The organism is Terriglobales bacterium (assembly GCA_035691485.1).
In the GTDB taxonomy this organism is placed as follows: domain Bacteria; phylum Acidobacteriota; class Terriglobia; order Terriglobales; family Acidobacteriaceae; genus JAIQGF01.
Genome location: DASSIZ010000074.1, coordinates 1 through 19,968, shown reverse-complemented (window position 1 = coordinate 19,968; position 19,968 = coordinate 1). Strand labels below are relative to the sequence as shown.

At 61.8% G+C, this 19,968-nt stretch carries 17 protein-coding genes and 1 tRNA gene; 5 read left to right on the top strand and 13 right to left on the bottom strand.

Annotated features, from left to right (window positions below; translation table 11 throughout):
• Nucleotides 1-110: 110 nt before the first annotated feature.
• On the bottom strand, nt 111-557 hold the full coding sequence (locus VFI82_10095; protein HET7185026.1) for a hypothetical protein: 447 nt from the start codon (nt 555-557) through the stop codon (nt 111-113).
• Nucleotides 558-677: 120 nt separating this feature from the next.
• On the bottom strand, nt 678-1,367 hold the full coding sequence (locus VFI82_10090) for an HAD family hydrolase (GenBank protein ID HET7185025.1): 690 nt from the start codon (nt 1,365-1,367) through the stop codon (nt 678-680).
• A 226-nt stretch (nt 1,368-1,593) separates the two neighbouring features.
• Here VFI82_10090 and VFI82_10085 point away from each other — a divergent pair, with 226 nt between their 5' ends.
• Entirely contained in the window at nt 1,594-2,622 is a 1,029-nt protein-coding gene (locus tag VFI82_10085; GenBank protein ID HET7185024.1) for an ROK family protein, read from the top strand.
• 40 nt (nt 2,623-2,662) lie between these two features.
• Nucleotides 2,663-3,877: an MFS transporter gene (locus tag VFI82_10080; GenBank protein ID HET7185023.1), complete on the top strand. Its 1,215-nt coding sequence runs from the start codon at nt 2,663-2,665 to the stop codon at nt 3,875-3,877.
• Between the two features lie 42 nt (nt 3,878-3,919).
• On the opposite strand, the gene nrfD is transcribed toward VFI82_10080, so the two are convergent.
• The 3 genes from nrfD to fdh are packed head-to-tail and all read right to left on the bottom strand — an operon-like array spanning nt 3,920 to nt 9,068.
• Nucleotides 3,920-5,008 carry an NrfD/PsrC family molybdoenzyme membrane anchor subunit gene (gene nrfD, locus VFI82_10075; GenBank protein HET7185022.1) on the bottom strand — a complete coding sequence of 363 codons (1,089 nt, stop codon included), beginning with the start codon at nt 5,006-5,008 and terminating at the stop codon, nt 3,920-3,922.
• Nucleotides 5,005-5,853, bottom strand: coding sequence for a 4Fe-4S dicluster domain-containing protein (locus VFI82_10070; protein ID HET7185021.1), 849 nt, complete (start codon nt 5,851-5,853; stop codon nt 5,005-5,007). The genes nrfD and VFI82_10070 overlap by 4 nt, the downstream gene beginning before the upstream one ends.
• Nucleotides 5,850-9,068, bottom strand: a complete 3,219-nt coding sequence (gene fdh / locus VFI82_10065) for a formate dehydrogenase (protein HET7185020.1) — start codon at nt 9,066-9,068, stop codon at nt 5,850-5,852. The genes VFI82_10070 and fdh overlap by 4 nt, the downstream gene beginning before the upstream one ends.
• 191 nt (nt 9,069-9,259) lie before the next feature.
• On the opposite strand from fdh, the gene VFI82_10060 reads away from it, so the two are divergent.
• Both VFI82_10060 and VFI82_10055 read left to right on the top strand, forming a co-directional pair.
• Entirely contained in the window at nt 9,260-10,519 is a 1,260-nt protein-coding gene (locus tag VFI82_10060) for an OFA family MFS transporter (protein HET7185019.1), read from the top strand.
• 221 nt (nt 10,520-10,740) lie between these two features.
• Nucleotides 10,741-11,922 (top strand): pyridoxal phosphate-dependent aminotransferase, encoded by a 1,182-nt coding sequence (locus VFI82_10055; GenBank protein ID HET7185018.1) that lies wholly within the window; start codon nt 10,741-10,743, stop codon nt 11,920-11,922.
• A gap of 195 nt (nt 11,923-12,117) precedes the next feature.
• Here the strand turns inward: VFI82_10055 and VFI82_10050 are convergent, their stop codons facing one another.
• The 7 genes from VFI82_10050 to VFI82_10020 form a co-directional block, all read right to left on the bottom strand.
• On the bottom strand, nt 12,118-12,747 hold the full coding sequence (locus VFI82_10050) for an MBL fold metallo-hydrolase (protein HET7185017.1): 630 nt from the start codon (nt 12,745-12,747) through the stop codon (nt 12,118-12,120).
• Between the two features lie 62 nt (nt 12,748-12,809).
• On the bottom strand, nt 12,810-13,148 hold the full coding sequence (secG, locus tag VFI82_10045) for a preprotein translocase subunit SecG (protein ID HET7185016.1): 339 nt from the start codon (nt 13,146-13,148) through the stop codon (nt 12,810-12,812).
• A 70-nt stretch (nt 13,149-13,218) separates the two neighbouring features.
• A tRNA-Leu gene (locus VFI82_10040) sits at nt 13,219-13,303 on the bottom strand.
• A 473-nt stretch (nt 13,304-13,776) separates the two neighbouring features.
• Nucleotides 13,777-14,316 (bottom strand): hypothetical protein, encoded by a 540-nt coding sequence (locus VFI82_10035; GenBank protein HET7185015.1) that lies wholly within the window; start codon nt 14,314-14,316, stop codon nt 13,777-13,779.
• Between the two features lie 137 nt (nt 14,317-14,453).
• Nucleotides 14,454-15,095, bottom strand: a complete 642-nt coding sequence (locus VFI82_10030; GenBank protein ID HET7185014.1) for a PAS domain-containing protein — start codon at nt 15,093-15,095, stop codon at nt 14,454-14,456.
• On the bottom strand, nt 15,092-16,015 hold the full coding sequence (locus tag VFI82_10025; GenBank protein HET7185013.1) for a prepilin peptidase: 924 nt from the start codon (nt 16,013-16,015) through the stop codon (nt 15,092-15,094). Before VFI82_10025 ends, VFI82_10030 begins: the two co-directional genes overlap by 4 nt.
• Before the next feature lie 190 nt (nt 16,016-16,205).
• The gene (locus VFI82_10020; GenBank protein HET7185012.1) at nt 16,206-16,715 is read right to left on the bottom strand and encodes a glycosyltransferase; all 510 of its coding nucleotides are present in this window, start codon (nt 16,713-16,715) and stop codon (nt 16,206-16,208) included.
• Nucleotides 16,716-16,829: 114 nt separating this feature from the next.
• Here VFI82_10020 and VFI82_10015 point away from each other — a divergent pair, with 114 nt between their 5' ends.
• On the top strand, nt 16,830-18,653 hold the full coding sequence (locus VFI82_10015) for an HD domain-containing phosphohydrolase (GenBank protein HET7185011.1): 1,824 nt from the start codon (nt 16,830-16,832) through the stop codon (nt 18,651-18,653).
• Between the two features lie 465 nt (nt 18,654-19,118).
• Here VFI82_10015 and VFI82_10010 read toward each other — a convergent pair whose 3' ends face one another.
• Nucleotides 19,119-19,445 carry an antibiotic biosynthesis monooxygenase gene (locus VFI82_10010; protein HET7185010.1) on the bottom strand — a complete coding sequence of 109 codons (327 nt, stop codon included), beginning with the start codon at nt 19,443-19,445 and terminating at the stop codon, nt 19,119-19,121.
• Nucleotides 19,446-19,968 lie beyond the last annotated feature (523 nt).

Here is a 19,968-nt window from a genome sequence, read left to right as displayed (position 1 = left end):
CGCTGATGTGATGCCTAAAACGCGCTCTGGATGCGGGATTACACCCGGTAGGAATGTTCGAAACTGCGCTCGACTCCTAGCCCCTAGCCCCTAACCCCTAGCCCCCTCTTTCACGCTGCCTGCTTCAGGCTGCCGCTGCGCCGCTCCGCCTTTTCGCGCGCGTGCCGGCTCTCGATCCAGCGTCCCGCAACCCGGTACAATACGCGATCCGCAAGCGCCTCCTCGGCTACCAGGCAGCGCGTGCACAGGCAAACGTAGGTGCGGGTACTGCCGCTGGCGCATTCGACGCGGACCTTCAGCGCATGACGCACTGCGGTCCGGCAGTTCGAGCACTTGCCCGCCCCGCGCGTCTTGTACTGCAGTTCGGCGTACCAGGACAGCAGTTCGTCCTCGCAACTCGCGAATGCAGAAGGCGCGCGCTCTGACAAGTCGCTGTATTCCCGCCACAGGGTGAAACATGCATCCAGTACGGCGGGAGCAAGTTCCTCTTCCAAGCGGATTTCCTGGCGCTGGGTGGCAGGGGCCGGTCGAAGCTCGAAACGGGTGGGGCAGGCCATTTCAATCCTCCGGGCCGCGTGGCGCGGCGACACCGGCGCAGCAGCAATGCCCTTGCCAAGTCCTTCAGCGCGTGTCTTTCGTAACTTAGGGTGGTTTGGCCAGGCCGGCCAAGGTACTTCTTACGTTGCGCTATGGGAAAATTCGCCTAACCGCGTGTGCAATTCGGTCAGCGACCCCACCCGGGCGTACCCCATTCCGCGATATGCGCCCGCTACATCCACCAGCACCGCCCCCATACCCGCTCCCTGCGCGCCAACATAATCGATGGAGTAAATGTCGCCGACGTAAAGGCTCTCCTCCGGCATGGCACCCATCGCCGCCAAGGCAGCTTGGAAGATGCGCGGATCGGGCTTTTCATATCCGCAATGCTGCGAATCGGTGAACGAGTCGAAGTAGGAGTCCAGGCTCAGCGTTTCGAACAGACGCCGTACGCTCCCGTCGGAGTTGCTGATCAGCCCCAGCCGATGCCCGTCTTTCAAGCGTTCCAGCGCCTGGCGCGCATCCGGCAGCACGCGGCGCCAATTCATTCCCGTCCTTGTTGCCGTAACCAGTGCGGAGCGAAGTTCAGCATCATCGTCGATGCCCAGCTCGCGAAACAGGTGCAGGTAATAGATGTCCCAGTATTGCGCGTCCACGGAATCATGTCGCGCGCGTGCCTCGTCCAACTCGCGCTTGGCATTCCGCTCGGCGGCGTGGAGCTGTTCCGGAAGAGGATGGTAATTTCGCTCGGCGAGCGCCGCCAGCGTGAGCCCGGGCTCAGGATAGACTATCGTCCCCCCGGCATCGAAAAAAATGGTCGTGAGTGCCACGGAAGAAGCTGTCGTCAATGTAACACAACGCTTTCCCCGCCGCGTCCGGCTGCGATGTGTGGAACCGAATTGATTCTTTAGAAAAATGTAGGGCCCGCTCAGACCCAGCCCTGTCCCAAGTTGGAATTGGCGCCCCGCTTCGCTCGCCAGCCGGATGCCGGCTTGTCGCAGGACGCTGGTATGCTTCTGAAGCGGCCCGAGCCGCTTTTCATTTACGGGTGCATTCATGGCGGACACCGTATTCGTCGCGGATCTCGAAGTCAGCAAAATCTTGGCCGCTGTTCTCGACCGTGACGGCAAAGTGCTGTCCCGAAGGGACGAGTCACTCGATGTCTCCAACCCCCTCTCTCCTGTGAAACAGTTATTGCGCATCGCGTCGGATCTGGGACAGGGACGCACCATGTACAGCGCAGCCGGCATTGCCGTTCGCGGCACCGTGCGCTCCGACGGCACCGTATCCGTTCCCGACCTGGCGGAGTGGGAAAAGGTCCCTCTGGGCCGGTTGCTGCACAGCAAGCTGCAGATCCCAGTCGTGGTGGAGAGCGCGCCCAACGCTGCCGCGCTCGGCGAAACCTGGCGGGGAGCCGGTCGCGGCAAGAAAGATGTCGTCGTCCTCACCGCCGGTGCCACGATCGGGGCAGGAATCATCAGCGGAGGACATCTGTTGCGCGGCGCTCACCACCTCGCCGGTTCCGCGGCCTGGATGGTAGTTTGCGACGCAGACGGCTTCCAGGTGCGCAAGTTCGGCGGCCTCCAGGCATTTGCCTCGGAGTCGGCCATTGTTCGCGCCGCCAGGAATGCTGCCGAAGCAGCCTCCGCTGGCGTTCTCGCCGAACGCCACCCCGAGGCATTTTCCGCCGACGAAGTCGCCGAGCTTGCGCGCCGCGGCAATTCAGCCTGCATGCAGATCTTTCGCCGTGTCGGAAAACTGCTCGGACTCGCCGTCGCCAACCTCATCAGTATTTTCGACCCGGAAGTCGTTGTCGTCGGCGGCTCGCTCGTTTCCGCGAGTGATCTGTTCTGGCACGACCTGACCCACACCGCGCTTGCCCGCTGTCATCCTGTCGCCGCCCGCCAGTTGCGAATCAGGGTCAGCGGACTGGGACAGGATGCCAATCTTCACGGCGCCGGATATCTGGCATGGCACAGCGCCAACCAGGCGTTGTCGTCATCCTTGGCCGAAGACCCGCGGCTCTCGGCAAAGAAGGTGAAAAGAAAAGTGCTCGCGCCTCGTGGCGAGGCGGTGGCCAGGTAATTTCGAAGGTGAGCGCGTAAAATCAAAGCTTGCTCCTGCCATGCCCCCGACCCTGCAAAAACTCCCGGCCTTTAATCGCGAACACCTCTTCGTCTCCGCCTGCGGCGCGTTGTTTATGTTCGGTGTCGTCTTGGTGCTGCTCGGCACCCTGTTCGGCATGCCGGAGATGCGCCAACGCCTCCAGGTGACCGACCTGGTCCGCCAGGGCGATCTGCAAACGCTGCTGCTGTTCGGCGTTCTGCTGGCAACGGTCATCTCCGGGCCGCTCATCGACCGCTTCGGCAACAAGCTGATCCTCGCCGCTTCCGCTTTCCTCGTCACCGTCGCGCTCGCCGGCATGGCTTTCGCCACAACCTACTCAGCCGCCCAGTTTTTCGGTCTGCTGCTCGGCGCCGGCGGCGGCGGACTCAACATGTCCGGCAATGTCCTGGTTTCCGACATCTTTGAAGAAGACCGCGGGGCGCGGCTCAACCTGGTGGCGGTCTTCTTTGGCGTAGGGGCATTGCTGATTCCGCTCGGCGCGGCCGCCGTCGGTTCCGCTCGCATGGTTGTCGTCATCCTCGCCGCCGCTGTGATTTCAGCCGCCTGCCTCGCCGCTTATCTCGTCCTTTCATTTCCGCCGCCGCACCATGGCAGCGGTTTCTCCTTCCGCGGCGCGGCGAAAGTGGTTCGCTATCCCGGCGTGCTGTTGTTTGCCTTTCTCCTCTTCTTCGAATCCGGCAATGAAGCCGCGATGATCGGCTGGACCTCGACTTGGGCCGGCGACATGGGCGCCACCGCGCGCTCCGCCACCCTCGTGCTGGCTCTGTTTCAAGCGATGATGATGGTGGGACGCATCGGCGCCACCCGCGTCTTGCGTGTCATCAGCGAATCTCAGCTGGTCATGATCAGCGCCGCCGGCGCATTGGTGAGCGTGGCCATCATTGCCTGTGCGCCCTCGGTCCCGATCCTGGCTGTCGGAGCCGCCCTGGCGGGTTTGACCTTTGCTGCCATCTACCCCACCATGCTGGCCATCGCCGGCAATCGTTACCGTAACTTTCCCGGCACCGTATTCGGCGTGCTGTTCTCCATTGGCCTATTCGGCGGGACAGTCTTCCCCTGGAGCATTGGTCACCTGTCCCAGTCCTTTGGATTTCGTGCGGGTACGGCGCTGCCGCTGCTGGGCGCAGTGATGATTTGCGCCATCCTGTTGCTGACTCGCGCCCGCGCCGGGGAGACAGCGGTGGTCGCCGATCAGGCTTCGGCTGAGGATTGAAGATCGCTTCCTACTTTGCGCCTAACCCCTAACCACTGATCCTCACGCGGTATCGCGAAGTTTTTCCGGCGCGCGCTTGGGAAACTGCTCCACTTCTCCTCCGCTCTCGGCAATCTCCAGCGGCAGGCGCCAGTTCGACGCCGACGCGTGCCCCGCCCCCATCCATCCATAACGTGTCAGCAGCGAGCCCGCAATTCCAGAAACGGCGGCCCAGCGCCGCAGCGTTGGCGAGCGCCAGCCCGCCAGTCGCAACGCCAGCGGCAACGGTCCGGAGAGCACTCCGCCGACACGCGTGATCCAGCCGCTCGCGCCTCGTTTCAACGGCTCCAGCGCGCGGTCGGAATCGGTTTCGATGCGGAATCCTTCGCGCGTTTCCATTCCCGCGGCCAGCAGCCCGAGCAAGTTCAGCGCCCGGCTGTCGCTGTGCCCCATCAGTTCCAGGATGCTGACCGCCGATTGCAGCCCTGACATCCCGAAGTGTTGTGGCAGTTCCTTGATGTGGCGGTTCCACAGCGGCACGGCGGTCGCGCCGATCAGTACGCCGGTATAGTTGTGGAAGGGAAGACCAAAAGCTAACGAGCCCAGCCGTCCGATGCCTCCGATGACGGAAACCGGGATCGACTTCCCCCACCGCCCTTCGAGCAAGTCGGCGAAACTGGCTGCGGCACTGAAATTGGCGAACGCCGCCAGAATCCACGCCCCCATCGACATCGCGCTCTGCGGCTTGAAAACACGCAGCATGTTCAGGAAACGGCTCGGGCGCCCCAGGTCCCACACCAGCAACCCCGAGGATGCGACCGCGCCGCCCAGCGCGAGCCAGCGGGCGTGGTGGGCAAGTTCGTAGTCGTCGCCGATCAAGTCCGCCACCGCGCCAATTACTCCCGCCGACCCCGCTGCGCCGCCGACAAAAAAGTACAGCGGTACCTGCCACGTCCATTGCGGCTGCTTCAACACGGGGATGCCGTAGTAACCGGTCTCCGGCGACGCTTGCGGGAATGGCGCTCCCGGCGGTCGGATTCCAAGGGCTTTTACCTGCCCTCGCTGTTGTGCTTCGCGGCGCAGTTCATAGAGCCGCGCCTCACTCTGTTCGTCGGGTATGCGCTCGGGAAACTCGGGGACTACGGCGCTCATCGGCGGCTCCTCTTTCGCTTGCTGCCGTTGCGTCCGGCGGCGAACGCCAGCGTGGCCCCGGCTAACAGCATGGCTGCGCCTTTGGCGGCGGCTCGCCATCCCTCCTTCAAGTAAATCGTCGGGACCTCGGGCTTGGGCGGCAGGTTGTAAGCTCTCGGGTCTCCACGCACCAGGAAAAACGCGTGCAGACCTTTCACGCTTGTGTTGGTCGGATCGTAAAGATTGGCATCGGTCATGCCGTTGCCGTGCAGCTGTTCCAATCGCTCCTGGGCCCGCACCCGCAGTTGATCCAGGGGCCCGAACATGATGGACTCGGTCGGACACGCCTTTGCGCAAGCTGGTTGTAATCCAACCTTTTGCCGGTCATAGCAGAAGGTACACTTGAAGGCCCGCCCGTCCTCCTCGTTCTTCTGGATCACCCCGAACGGGCACGCCACCACGCAATACGAGCAGCCATTGCATACGTCGGGCTGCATGTACACGCCCCCGAACTCGGTGCGGATCAGCGATCCCGTCGGGCACGCCTCCAGGCATCCTGCCACTTCGCAATGTTTGCAGACGTCGCTGGAAAATTCCCACGTGATCTGGTCCGACGCGTTTCCGCCGACTCCCGGCGTGGGCGTGTTCTCCACAAACTTCACGTGCCGCCACGTCGAGTGTCCGACCGCGCCCGTGTTGTCATAGGAAAATCCCGTCCAGTTGTAGCCGTCGGCGGCAACGTCGTTCCATTCCTTGCACGCGACCTCGCAGGCTTTGCAGCCGATGCATACTGTCGAATCGGTGAAGAACCCGGTCGTCTGCGGCTCCCCGTGCTTCGCTTCCGGTACTACCTGGTGATGGCTCATGCTGCCGGCCTTTGCAGATAAAATTTCAGCTGGTCCAGCGCCGCTTTGCCTTCGGCGTGCCGTCCCGGCACGACGTTGCACACCAGCGCCTTGGTTTCCATGATGCGTACGTTGGGCTCTTCCGAGATGACGAGTAGATCGTTGGTGATGTCGCCCTTCACTTCGCCCTTCCATCCCCAGTGATACGGCAGTCCCACCTGGTGCATGCGGCGCCCGTTCACCCACAACGGCCGAATCCGCGGTGTCACCAGCGCTCGCGCCGATATCAGAGATCGCGCTGTCACTACCGTCACCCAGGACCCGTGCTCGATGTCCAGTTCCCCTGCCAACTCCGGTGAGATCTCGCAGAACAACTCCGGCTGCAGCTCCGCCAGGTGGCTGAGCGTGCGGCTCATTCCGCCGGCCGTATGGTGCTCCGTCAGCCGGTACGTGCTCAGCACGTACGGGAATCGTGGATCAGCCGGCGAGACGGCGTAGGAATTGTCGCTGCGCTCTTTTTTCTTTGCCGTCGGATTCACCTGCTGCTTCGGGTACAACGGATTCTCCAACAGCGATTCCAGCGGCTCGTAATGCGTGGGCAGCGGACCGTCCTTCAAACCGCTCGAGACAAACATCCAGGCCACGCCATCGCCATGCAGCGTGAACGGCTGATCGCCATCCAGCCCCCACATGCCCTCTTTCCCTTTGCCTTTATGGTCGGGCGGCATGTTCTTGACGAAGTCGGGCGAGTCCTCGCCGGTCCATTCCTGCTTGGCGTCGTCCCACCACACCAGCTTCTTGCGCTCGCTCCACGGCTTGCCGTCGGGAGCGGCCGAGGCGCGGTTGTAGATGATGCGGCAGTCGTTCGGCCACGCGAATCCCCAGCCGTGCCCGAGCTTGCCCTTGGGTTCGCGCAGGTTGGCGCGATTCAAATCTGGGCTGGGCATGACGCCGCAATAAATCCAGCAGCCGCAGGTGGTTGACCCGTCGTTCTTGAGTTCCGTGAGCTTCTGCAGTTGCTTGCGATCGGCCGTGGTCCAGCCGTTGATCTCCATCAGGACTTCTTCCGCGTCAGGTTCGTGATGAGATCCGTGGGTCGAATAGTCCCAGGTCAGCGCCCGCAGCGGCTCGTGCATCGGCCGTGGATCACGTGCCGCCTTCTCCTTCAGGCGCCGCCCCAGGTGATAAATGAACCACGTCTCGCTGCGCGAATCGCCCGGACCATCCACCGACTTGTTGTGATACTGCAGCATGCGCTGCGTATTGGTGAACGTTCCGTCCTTCTCCGCCTGTCCGCACGCAGGCATGAGAAAGACTTCCGTCTTGATGCTGTCGGGGCTCAGCTCTCCCCGCTGCACCTCGGGTGAATCCAGCCAGAATGCCGCGGTCTCCGTCTCCACCAGGTCGCGCACGACCAGCCATTTCAGCTTCGACAGCGCCTTGCGCTCCAGCCGTCCATTCGACGCGCCGACCGCCGGGTTTTGTCCCATGACGAACAGCCCTTCCATCTTCCCGTCCGCCATGTCCAGCCAGTAACCGAAGTGCGAATGGTCGCCGGTGACGCGTGGCAGCCAGTTGAAGCCCCAGTCGTTTTCCGCTGTGGCCTTCTCGCCGTAGTACGCCTTCATCAGGCTGACGAAGTACCCGTCGAAGTTCGACCACAATCCCTTATTGGCTTTGTGTTTCTTGATGTAGTCCGCGAGCCGGTTCGCATCCGCCTCGAACATCGGCATCGGCAGGTAACCGGGCAGAATGTCGAACAGCGTCGGAATATCGGTCGAGCCTTGGATCGAGGCATGCCCGCGCAGCGCGAGAATTCCGCCGCCCGGCCGTCCAATATTGCCCAGCAACATTTGCAGGATCGCCGCCGTGCGAATGATCTGCACCCCCTTGGAGTGCTGCGTCCATCCCACGGCGTAGCAGATGGCGGCGGTCTTGTCGCGTCCCGACGCGGAGATGAACGCTTCGGTCGCTTTCAAGAAGACTTCCTTCGGTACGCCGCAATACTTCTCCACCATTTCGGGTGTGTAGCGCGAGAAGTGCCGTTTCAGGATCTGGAACACGCAGCGCGGATTCTGCAGCGTCTCGTCTTCCTGGTGCTCAGAGGGTTCCTCGGCTTCGCCTCCGCGATCCTTCCCGTGACCGCCGCCGGCCGCGCCACGAAGTGCGTGTCCGCCGGCGGCAGGATGGTGCGCAGTCGGTTCACCTTCCTTGGCCTTCGTGCCCTGGTACAGCCACGAGCTCGGGTCGTAGATCGTCTGGCCGTCCTTGTCCACTTGCAAGCCGGAGAACACTCCGCCCAGGTCTTCCGTGTCTTTGAACTCCTCGCGAATGATGGTAGGCGCGTTGGTGTAATGGACCACGTAATCGTGGAAGTAGCGGTTGTTCTGCAGGACATAGTTGATGATCGCGCCCAGGTAAATAATGTCGCTCCCGGCGCGCAGCGGCACCCAGATGTCGGACATCGCCGAGGTGCGCGTGAACCGCGGATCAACATGGATGATCTTGGCGCCGCGTTCCCGCGCTGCCACTACCCACTGGAATCCCACCGGGTGCTGCTCCGCCATCGAGGAGCCCATGATCATGATGGCATCGGATTCGTGCAGGCTTTGCTGTGCCGTGGTTGCGCCGCCGCGACCGAACGAGGTGCCCAGACCGGGCACCGTCGAGCTGTGTCATATCCTGGCCTGGTTGCTGATGCAATTCATCCCCAGGCCGGCCGCGAATAATTTCTTGATCAGGTAATTCTCTTCATTGTCCAGTGTCGCCCCGCCCAGGTGCGCTATCCCCAGCGTGTGCATGACTGCTTCGCCGTCCTGCTTTTCCTGGAACGTCTCCAGCCGCGACTCCCACACCCGGTCGGCGATCATGTCCATCGCCGTCTCCAGCTCCAGCTCTTCCCACACCCGCGAGTACGGCCGGCGATATTTCACCTTCCTCAGCCGCCCGGGATGCGTGTGCAACTGCAGCGTGGCCGCGCCCTTCGGACAAAGATGCCCGCGCGACACCGGCGAAACAGGATCGCCTTCGACCGCCACCATTTTCCCGTCTTTGTGGTAGATCAATTGTCCGCATCCGACCCCGCAATAGGGGCAGATCGAACGCGCCACCTCGCATCCCTCGGTTTTCGGAAGCAGCTTCTTGGTTTTTTCGCTGTAGGCAGCGCTTCCTGTTCCGTTATCACCTGTTTTGAATTGTCGATAGACGGGCCAGCGTTCGAGTAAATCCTTTAACATTGATGACCCCTGGCTTTAACTTGCTATCAAGCCCCACAAGGACTGGCGCCCTCGGCTTTATTTGCCCTTCAATTTCTCTAGAGTTGTGGGCTAGCGCGAAGGTTGTCTGCCGGCAGCGAACAACCTGCTCAGAAAATGCATCGTATCAAGAGCTAAGCAGGTCCTCTGCTGGCAAGGGGGGTAGCATACCGATGGCTGTGGAAAAACTTCGCAATCGTTGGGGCATTGCTGTGGCCGCGGTGGTAATGCAGATCTGTCTCGGCGCAGCTTATGGGTGGAGCGTTTTCGTCAAGCCGCTCATTGCCCAGGAACACTGGCAACTCACTCAGGTATCGCTGACATTCACTCTGGCGATCCTTTTTCTTGGCGTCGGCACTGTGATCGGCGGTTTATGGCAGGACCGCGTCGGTCCGCGTCGCGTGGCCACCGTGGCGGGCGTGATTTACGGAATCGGGTACTTGATCGCCGGCTTCGCCGCCAAAGGCCACTCGCTTGCCGGCTTATATCTTGGCTATGGGGTCATCAGCGGCATTGGTATGGGCATGGGATATATCACTCCCGTTGCCACGTTGGTGAAGTGGTTTCCCGATCGCCGCGGCCTGATGACCGGTGTTGCCGTAGCCGGTTATGGTGCGGGCGCGCTCATCTTCAGCCCCATCGCCGCGCGCCTGATCCAGACCAGCGGTGTTCCCGCCACATTCTGGATTTTCGGCATTGTGTACCTGATCCTGGTGACCGCCGCGGGGCAGTTCTATGCCAATCCGCCGCAGGGCTATGTTCCGGCCGGCTGGAGCCCGACCTCCGCAGTGCAAAAAACCGCTACCAAGATCGACTTCACCGTCACCCAGGCCATGGGCACTTGGCAATTCTGGCTGCTCTGGGCAATGCTGTTCCTGAATGTCTCGGCGGGCATCATGATCATCAGCCAGGCCTCCCCGATGGCGCAGCAGTTGGTGGGCATGTCGCCTCTGGCTGCCGCCGGCATGGTGGGCTTGATCTCCATCTTCAACGGCGCCGGTCGCGTCTTTTGGGCCTGGGTCTCCGACTTGATCGGCCGCGCTCCGGTTTACTTCATGCTCTATGCCATCCAGGCGATCATCTTCTTCGCCCTGACCAGCGTTCACAACATCACCGTGTTCAGCCTGATGTTTGCCGTCATTGGCCTGTGCTATGGCGGCGGTTTCGGCACCATGCCGTCCTTCACGGCCGACTTCTTTGGCGCCAAGTACATGGGTGGCATCTACGGCTGGATCCTGCTGGCGTGGGGCGCGGCCGCGGTGCCTTCGCCGATCTTGATCGCGCATGTGCGGCAGAACACCGGCTCCTACGGCACGGCGATCCACATCATTGCCGTCATCCTGATTTGCTCGCTGGTGCTGCCGATTTTGGCTCGTTACCGTCCGCGTGCCCCGCAGGCGGCTACGATTCTCGAGCTGCCCAAATCAGCCTGAGGCAACTGTAAATTTGCGATTTGTAATTTAGGCCGCCCACCCAGGGCGGCTTTTTTTGTTGATTCTTGCGCCTGTCATCCTGAGCGAGGGCGCACGCTTGAGTCGAAGCACCCTGCGAAATCCACCGGCACGCGAATGCAGCAGGCATTCCCACTGGGGGCATTGCGCCTCGGCACATTTTTTAAATTACAAATCACCCATTACCAATTACAAATTGAATTGTGTTTGCCTCCCGCACGAACTGGCCGCTCGCGCCCAACCGTTTCAGCGTGGCGCTCGACAAGCACCGCGCCGCCGGCAGGGAACTGCTCGATCTCACCGCCTCCAACCCCGCGGCCATCGGTTTGCACTTTGACGCGCCCGCCATTTTGTCCTCTTTGGCGGACCCGCGCGCCCTCGAATATCATCCCGACGCCAAGGGACTGCCGATCGCTCGCGATGCCGTTGCTGCCTACTATCGCGAGCTCGGCGTCTCCATCGCTCCCGACCGCCTGCTCCTTACCACCAGCACCAGTGAAGCCTACTCGTTCATCTTTCGCCTGCTTTGCGACCCGGATGACGAAATCCTCGTGCCCGCACCCAGCTACCCGCTCTTCCAATTCCTCGCTGACATCCAGGATGTGCGCCTCCAGACCTACCCGCTTTTCTACGACCACGGCTGGCACCTCGACATGCACGCCGTCACTACCGCCGCCGGCGATCGCACCCGCGCCATCCTGCTCGTGCATCCCAATAACCCCACCGGCTCCTACGTCAAGCCCAACGAAGCGAAGCAACTGCATGCGCTGTGCTCGCAACGCGGCATGGCGCTGGTGGTTGACGAGGTCTTCCTCGACTTTGCTCATGATGGTGGTTCCGGTTTCAGCTTCGCTTCACAGCCAGCAACCGCGAACCCGCCGCTCACCTTCACCCTCAGCGGCCTCTCCAAGATTGCCGGACTACCGCAGATGAAGGTTGCCTGGATCGCCGTAACCGGCCCCGGGGATCTCGCCCGCGACGCCATGGCTCGCCTGGAGATTATTGCCGACACCTATCTCTCCATGAACGCCCCCATCCAGCTTGCTGCCCCCTTCTTATTCGCCCAACGCGGCGGCTTCCAGCGGCAATTGATGGCGAGAATTCGCGACAACATGAATGAACTGGACCGCCAACTCTCCGCGCAGAAAACCTGCGCTCGGCTGCAGGTCGAGGGCGGCTGGTACGCCACCTTGCGCGTACCCGTCACGCGCTCCGACGAAGACCTAGCCATCCACCTGCTGGAGCAGCAATCAGTCCTTGTCCATCCTGGACATTTTTATGATTTCCCCGCCGATGGCTATCTCGTCATCAGCCTGATCGCGCCCGAAGCGGCGTTTAAGGAGGGAGTGAAACGGTTGCTGAAATCCGTAATGGGTAATTTGTAATTTGGTATTGCAAGAGCGGTCTGCATCGATATGCGCTGCCCGCCCGGATGTAGCGAGGCACCCGGCAAACCAAGCCGAGGCCGGTACGACTTGTCAGCCCAAGGCGTCAGCCTTGGGAAAGCAGCACCCGGCAAACCAAGCCCGAGGCGAAGCCGAGGCCGGTACGATGTTGGCGAGGCCGTCAGCCCGAGCAAATTATCCAATTAAGAACGGGTTGCTCTGTCTCTCCTCGCCGATCGTCGTCTCCGGCCCGTGTCCCGGAATTACGATCGTTTCGTCGGGCAGGGCCATCACTTGCCCGTTCAGTGAGTCCATGATCTTCTCCAGCGACCCGCCCGGCAGGTCCGTTCGCCCGATGCTGCCGGCGAACAAAGTGTCTCCGGCAATCAGCTTCTGCTCGCTAGGGAAGTACAGGCAGATGCTGCCCTCGGTATGTCCCGGCGTGTGCATGACGTTCGCCTCGAGCTTGCCTACGCGCAGCCTGTCCGCATCCTTCACGCTCTGATCGATCGCGATCTGACCCGGCGGCCTCATTCCCACCCAGGCTGCCTGCACGTCCATCATTTTCAGCAGAGCCTGGTCGTTCTGGTTCAGCAAAATCGGCGCGCCGGTGCGTTGCTTCAACTTCATCGCCCCGCCGACATGATCGATGTGCGCGTGCGTCACCACGATCTGCTTCACCGTGAGCCCGTGTTGTTCCACCCGCCGCAGGATGTCCTCGATCTCGTCGCCCGGATCGATCACCATCGCCTCATGCGTGCTCTCGTCCCCAATGATGGAACAATTGCACTGCAGCGGCCCAACGGGAAGGATTTCGTGGATCATAAGAAGCTCTTAGCTGGCAGCTCTTAGCGCCTGCGCGTTTAGCCAATGGCTAAGATCAACAGCTATTTCGTCGTGGGATTCGGCGTCGGCGCATTCTTCGCGGGGCTGGGTGGCGCCGACTTGGCCGGCTGCGACTTAATGTTCCCCAACACCGAGCTGCCCCCCGTCCGCCGCGACGCGAAGATCGACAGCGTAATCGACGTGACCATGAAAATTACCGCTGCCCAGGTCGTAGCCTTGCTGAGCAGGGTGGCGGCCCCGCGCGGGCCGAATGCAGTCTGGCTGCCCATGCCGCCAAAAGCGGCCGCGATGTCGGCGCTCTTGCCGCTCTGCAGCAGCACCACGATGATCAGGAACAAGCAAACGATGACATGTATAACGGTAATCGTGACAACAATCATGTCCAGCTGATGCGGCGCGCGGCCGCGTCCTTTCTTGATCTCTCCTCAGGGCGTTCCTAGGATTGCGAGTTGGTGCGGAAGGGGGGATTTGAACCCCCACGCCTTTCGGCGCCACCCCCTCAAGATGGTGTGTCTGCCAGTTCCACCACTTCCGCACTGCCCAATGCGGCCAATAAATCAGGACCGGATCGAATGAGGCGCCATCATTATAGCAGAGGCTCTGCCGGCTCCCGCCGCGCCCCAACCGGCCTCACAGCTCCAAATCTCGCGCCGCAACCATTCGCCCGCTTGGGGATCGGCAACTGGGTGGCGCAGGCCTTTAGGCCTGCGAAAAAACCCCATCAGATATTTGTCGTTCAGAGCGGGCGCACCAAGCGCAGCGAAGGAGCCCGCGAGGAATCTCGGCTTTGTCATTGTTTTTTGCACGGCCGAATCCATTCGCGCGGTAGTTTAGTTTTGAAAATTCTTGGACATTGAAGGTACAGCTTCAGCCGCGCCCCAGATGAGCCAAAAGGGCTTCAGCCGTGCCGCTGGGTGGCGCAGGCCTTTAGGCCTGCGAAAAAACCTCTTCAAATACTTTCACTCCGAGCAGGCGCACTGAGCGCAGCGAGGGAGCCCGCGAGGAATCTCAGTCGATCTTGATGCCCGCCTTGCGCGCTTCCTCCTGCAAATCCGCCAGCTTCTGCTTGGCATCGGCGACAGCTTTCTGCTTGCCTTCGATTTCGGTCCGCTGTTTGCGGTCGTCTTCCGCCCACTTCTTCCCGTCGCGCAGATTATTTCCAACGTCGGCGTAGTACACAGCCACTTTCAGGCGGTACTCGCGTTGCGCCACGTCGAGTTCGCGCTCCAGTTGCGCGATGTTCTTCTTGTGCTCATCGGCACGCGCCTTGAATGCGGCCGCCAGCTTCCCTTTATCGTCGGCAGCTCCCGCCTTCGGTGCGGCCGCCTCCGCCTTGTCGCTCTTCTCGGTTTTGTCCGCCGCCGCTGCCGCGGGGGCTTCCGGCACCATCGCGAAATCGTCGTTGGTATAGAGCTTGGCCGTACTCGGTTTCTTCGATTGCCGCTGCTGCCGCGCCAACTCACCGAGCGATTCTTGCGCGCCCGCGTAGATTGCAACTCCCGAAATCAGCGCCAATGCCGCGGCCACGATCTGCAAGATCCGTTTCATAGGGTTTCCTTCTCCAGACCCGCGCCGCTGCGCCGCCATCCGGAGTTCCGCGCGTATTGTAGCTCCGCTTGGCCCCGGTTTTCGCAAGGATTCGCACCGGAAGCACTATGGTAAATGCCGCAATCGGGCATGTCCTTTTACCCCGCTTGTGCCAGCGCCGTCAGCAGGCACACCGCGCCATAACACTGGCCGCCATCGCCGAGGGCGGGCGCGATCGTGATTGCCAGCTTGCGCAGTTCACCTTTGGGCGTCGCGTAATCTGCTCGCAATCCGCGAAACACGGTGGCATCCCGCAGCGCGCGTTGCAGCGCCTCCGTCATTCCCGAGGGCGCCCCGTTGTTGCCGGCCCGCAAGGCGCTCACACCGCGAAACAAGTCGCGCGGATGCATTCCCGACACCGTCGAATATCCCAGAATCTCCCGTGCCGCCGGGTTCGCAAATTGCCCCAGCCCCGCCGGATTGAATACCAGCACTCCCGTCTCCAGGTTGGTCAGGATTGCCGCCGACAGGTTCTCGCTCAGCGACGCTCGCTCTCGCGCCTGTTCCCGCAAGCGCCGCAGCTCCTGCTCTTTGTCTTTCAGTTGCTGGATGACGCCGTGAAGTGTCGCTACCGTAAACGCGGGCGCATTGTCCGTGCGCGGCGCGGGCGCGCTCAGCCCGGTGTTCGCCATTTCCTTTCTTAGCCTTCGGATGAACCACACTCCCAGCACGAACATCGACGCTGACACCACCAGCACCAGCGCCATGCGCAGCATGAGCGGGTTCGCCAGCAGCTTCACAGAAACGGCCCCCAGTACCAGCGCATCAGGTCGCCGCCGAAGAACAGCGCCAGGATGGCCATCACGCCCAGGAACACGCCAAACGGCATTTCGTAATAACGATAGACATTGCGCGCCGACTTCCATGCCCGGCGCCGCGCCACCTCGGCCGATTCCCGGTTGCGCCGCATCCTCCGCCGCATGCGTTTTACCCAGACCGCCGCGATCGTCGCCACTCCGAACAAGGACCCCACCAGCGAGGCGGCGAAGATCGTCACCACCGTCAGCCTCACGCCAAGAAATGCGCCCACCATCGCCATCAGCTTCACGTCGCCCATGCCCATGCCTTCGCGGCCGCGCGCGTGCAAATACAACATCGCAATTCCGTAAAAAAACGACGCCCCCACCGCCGCCCCAAACAACGCGTCCGCAAAAGAAAACCAGCGCCACAAGCTGGCCGGCCGGTGAATGGTGATGAACGCGGGCGTCACCTGCGTCACCAGGTCGTTCATCGGGGCCACCAGGCTGAAGCCCAGCCCGACCGCCAATCCCGGCAGCGTGAAAGCATCCGGCAGCAGCTTCCATTCTGCATCGGTGAAGATCAGGCCAATGATGAGAAACGAGAACACGCAATACTTCAGTGTGAAAACCGTCAGGTCGAACCTGGCGTAGCAGGCTAGAAACAGGCAGCCCGTCAGCAGTTCCACCACCGCGTAACGGGGAGTTATGCCGGCGCCACAATTCCGGCAGCGCCCCCGCAACATCAACCAGCTCAGCACCGGAATATTGTCGTAGGGCTTGATCGCGTGCTGGCACTGCGGGCAGGCCGAGTGCGGCGTCACCACCGAAATCCCGCGCGGAATGCGGTGAATGCAGACGTTCAGAAAGCTTCCGAACACCAGCCCGAACAGGAAAAACGCGCTTGCCTGCAGTGGTTCCATTGGGAAAAGGATAGCTGGATTATGGCAGTGCGCGCCGCCACTGGCTAGGATGTTCCGTCCATTGGCGAGTAGCAGAAAGGGTACGGCACCAACGTAACCTCACCTTGACCGCTAACTCCTTTGGCCCCTTGCCCTTGTCCGCTGTCCCCCAACTCCCGACTACTAACTCCCAGCCCCCAGCCCCTTCTTCTCACGGCTTTGAAAATCGCAGCAAGTGTCCGGGGAGAATTTCCGCCCCCGGGTCGTCGTGCGGAAGATGGCCCGGCCAGTTGATCTTTTTGCGATTTACCAGTCGCGTGTGCGGCCCCAGCTCCTTCCAGTCCTTGCCGCTTTCCTCGCGCACCTCGAATGCCACGCTGCATTGCGACGGCGCCTGCTTTTCCTTTTCCTCCTGATCGAGAGGCTCCGTCCGTCGGTCCTTCCACTCGAACAGGGATGCCTCCAGGCCCTCGCTCACCGACTCCGTCGGCAGCAGGCACAGCACCCAGTCGTGACGCGCGTCAATCGCGTACACCCCCGGGTTCACGCCCGGCACTCCTTCCTTGACGGTCGCGCCATGATCGCGGGCGAGTTTCGCTGTGTTATCGGTGGAGCCGTGGTCCACCACCAGCACCTCATCGCAGGCGCGTAGCGAGTCCAGCAACCTCCCGATGCGCTCCGCGTCGTTGTGGGTGTGAATCAGAGCTGTGATCTTGGCCATGGCGGCTCTGCTTAGGATGCCGGACACGGTACTTTTGTAATTCTCCCCCGCAAGAAAATGTGCTGGGCGGCAACCGCCTTCATCATACAATTTCGAGATTCGGGGGCAGGTAGCTTGTTCAAAGGGTTTGCGTTTCCGGCTCGCGTGCCGATTCTCGGCTTGATCCTGGGCGTGCTGATCCTGGTCAGCGTCGTGCCCATGTATTTCTATGCCGAGCGCGTCATGTCCATTAACCGTGATCGCCTGAAGACCAATGAAATGTATCTTCAGAACACGATCACGCAGTCCGTCGGCGAGGACATCGAACACCGCCAGCGCAGCCTCGAGACCATGCTCGGCAATCTGACCTCCGCCCTGGTCATCGCCAGCGGCGGCGACCTGCGCAACGAGCACGTCGGCGCTCCCGAGCTGCGCGCCCTGCTGGAAAAATTCGTCTCCTCCTCGCCGGACGTCGCCTACGCCACCGTCCTCAATTCCGACGCCAAGGGCATTTCCGCCGGCCGCATTACCCCCGATGATTTCCTGCGCAAGGAACTGGAGCGCGCCTTCATTGCCGCCGGCCAGGGCCGCGCTTATACCGGGCAGGCACTCACCATTGAAAGCGGACGCGAACGCCGCATCGTGGTGCTGTTCAGCATTCCCATCGCCGCCGGCGGACGCTTCATCGGCATGCTTGGCGCCGCCGTCGATCTCAATTTCCTCCGCCTCCGTCTCCAGGAAGTCACCAAGTTCGGCGGCCTTCTCACCTACGTCGTCGATCGCCAAGGACGCCTGGTGGCCGGCGCTACCTCCAGTTACGCCACCGGCCAGGACATGACGAAGTTTGAGATTGTCAAGAATTTCGTCGAGTCCGGCGGCAGGGCCGTGGTCGCCACCAAGGAATTTACCTCCTACGGTGCCAACAGCGAGAAAGTCGCCATGCTCGGCACCTTCAGCCCGGTGCATTCCCTGGAGTGGGCCGTCATCGCCCAGAAGCCGCAGACCGACGCCTACATCGACGTCACCGAAATGCAGTCGCAGGCCATCTCCTACGCCATCTATGCCGCGGTCCTGGCCATCATCGTCAGCATCTTCGCCGCCCGCCGCATCACCGGCCCGCTCGATGTCCTCACCGAGTCCAGCCGCGCCATCGCCCGCGGCGATTTCTCCAAGCGGGTGCAGCTCACCAGCCGCACCGAGTTCGGCGAACTGGCCCAGACTTTCAACCACATGACCGAGGACCTGGAGCGCTTCGTCGCCGACCTCAAGCGCGCCGCCGAAGAGAACCGCGCCCTGTTTATGGGCTCCATCCAGATGCTCGCCGGCGCGGTTGACGAAAAGGACCCCTACACGCGCGGTCATTCCGACCGCGTCACCCGCTACTCCGTCGTCCTCGCCGGGGAAATAGGCTTGAGCCCCGAGCAGATCGAGATCGTGCGCGTCTCGGCGCAGCTCCACGATGTCGGCAAGATCGGCATCGAGGACCGCATCCTCAAGAAGCCGGGTGCGCTGACCCCGGAAGAATATGAAGTGATGAAGACCCACACCACGCGCGGCGCCAACATCCTGCGCCCGGTGCAGCAGCTCAAGGAAATGATTCCCGGCATCGAGCTGCACCATGAGTCACTCGATGGCCGCGGTTATCCCTTCGGTCTCAAGGGCGACGAAATTCCGCTGGTCGCGCGCATCATCGCCGTCGCCGACGCCTTCGACGCGATCACCACCAATCGCCCTTACCAGGCCGCGCATCCGCCCGAGTACGCCGTGAAAATCGTTCGCTCCCTGGCGGAAAAGAAATTCGATCCGCGCGTTGTTGTTGCCCTGGAGCGCGTCTTCGAGCGTGGTGACCTGCACGTGCGGCCCGTTGCCGTGGTCGACGAGCCGGTTACCCTCGCCGCCGCTGCTGCTTCCGCCTCGGCCGATGCCTCGGTCGGCACCGCCAGATCCCAGGCCGACTGAGCGAGGGCGCACGCTCGAGTCGAAGGACCCCGCGGTCTTGATCCAATAGGCCTGCCGACAAGGCATCCGAGTCGAAGGACCCCCGCGGCCTTGATCCAAACCGAGCTGCCGACAGGCATTTCAATCGCGCGTCAAAGCCAACATCGCACGCCGCAAACCCTTAATGACTGCCATCCTGAGCGAAGCGAGGCCGGCACAATTCCAGCCCACGGCGTGAGCCGTGGGTAGGCGTCCAAGCAAATTTCCCGAGCCCCTTCAGGGCCGCCACGCCGTTCCGCGAGGGCGTCAGCCCGAGGTGCACGTCAGGGCTACGTTAAACTTATGAGCAATGTCATCCTGAGCGAGGGCGCACGCCCGAGCGGTCTTGATCCAAACAGGCAATCTAATCGCGCGTTGAACGAGCCCGGCACGCTGCAGCAAAAAGGCGAGCCCCAAAGCTCGCCTACCGACCACCGGCCAATGTTTCTACGCCGCCGCGCTTTTGCCGGAGCTGATCTCGTGTACGGTGGAGTTTTCCACGTTGAGTGTCTTGATCTCCGGTTGGCCCTCGATCAGCGGTATTAACTTCTGCGCGATTTCCTGGAACAGCGTCTGGTCATAATGCTCCACGTCGTGCCGTGTATTCCAATACGTGGTGCATACGAATGTGCCCGTTCCGTCGTCCATCGATTCGATCAGGTCCACGAATCCGGGCTGGCGGGTGATGTTGGGCAGGACCGCCGTTTTCAAGGCATTGCGGAATTCGTTGATTTTCTCGGGCCTCACCGTGCAGCTGACGATACGCGAAATCATGGGTGGAACTCCTTTCGCGGAATTGGAAATGACGCCGGCCGGCAATTCCGACATTGTGTCGGTAAGAAAATTGTCGGTAACAATCGGTAAGAAAACTGGCTCACAGACCGATTAGCGAATCTGGCCAGCAGCGCGAAACAACCCCACACCCTGAAACAACCGCGCCAAGGTACTCCCCGTTTCCTCCCCGGTCAAGCCGCAATCCACCTTAACCACCATGCCCCCTTTTCAATGTGTCATCCTGAGCGAGGGCGCACGCCCGAGTCGAAGGACCCCGCAGTCTAATCCAAACCGACCCGCCGATAGGCATTTCAATCGCGCGTTGAAGATTGAGCGTGAACACACTCTGCGTCCTGGGCGCGAATTCGCAGGCACACCTAGCCCGGCCCTTCAGTGCTGGCGAGGGACTTCTACTTTCCTGCCGCCGCACGGTGCGCCTGGAATCGTTGTTGACACTGCTGCGCTGCCGCCCGAATCTCCGCAAACTGCGGGTCGCTGCGCACCGTCTTCAGCAGAGGATCGG

Bases quoted from the DNA above. Each gene is read 5' to 3' on its own strand.
- VFI82_10095 (HET7185026.1), bottom strand. From the start codon at position 557: ATGGCCTGCCCCACCCGTTTCGAGCTTCGACCGGCCCCTGCCACCCAG.
- VFI82_10085 (HET7185024.1), top strand. From the start codon at position 1,594: ATGGCGGACACCGTATTCGTCGCGGATCTCGAAGTCAGCAAAATCTTG.
- VFI82_10080 (HET7185023.1), top strand. From the start codon at position 2,663: ATGCCCCCGACCCTGCAAAAACTCCCGGCCTTTAATCGCGAACACCTC.
- nrfD (HET7185022.1), bottom strand. From the start codon at position 5,008: ATGAGCGCCGTAGTCCCCGAGTTTCCCGAGCGCATACCCGACGAACAG.
- VFI82_10070 (HET7185021.1), bottom strand. From the start codon at position 5,853: ATGAGCCATCACCAGGTAGTACCGGAAGCGAAGCACGGGGAGCCGCAG.
- VFI82_10060 (HET7185019.1), top strand. From the start codon at position 9,260: ATGGCTGTGGAAAAACTTCGCAATCGTTGGGGCATTGCTGTGGCCGCG.
- VFI82_10050 (HET7185017.1), bottom strand. From the start codon at position 12,747: ATGATCCACGAAATCCTTCCCGTTGGGCCGCTGCAGTGCAATTGTTCC.
- secG (HET7185016.1), bottom strand. From the start codon at position 13,148: ATGATTGTTGTCACGATTACCGTTATACATGTCATCGTTTGCTTGTTC.
- VFI82_10035 (HET7185015.1), bottom strand. From the start codon at position 14,316: ATGAAACGGATCTTGCAGATCGTGGCCGCGGCATTGGCGCTGATTTCG.
- VFI82_10025 (HET7185013.1), bottom strand. From the start codon at position 16,015: ATGGAACCACTGCAGGCAAGCGCGTTTTTCCTGTTCGGGCTGGTGTTC.
- VFI82_10020 (HET7185012.1), bottom strand. From the start codon at position 16,715: ATGGCCAAGATCACAGCTCTGATTCACACCCACAACGACGCGGAGCGC.
- VFI82_10010 (HET7185010.1), bottom strand. From the start codon at position 19,445: ATGATTTCGCGTATCGTCAGCTGCACGGTGAGGCCCGAGAAAATCAAC.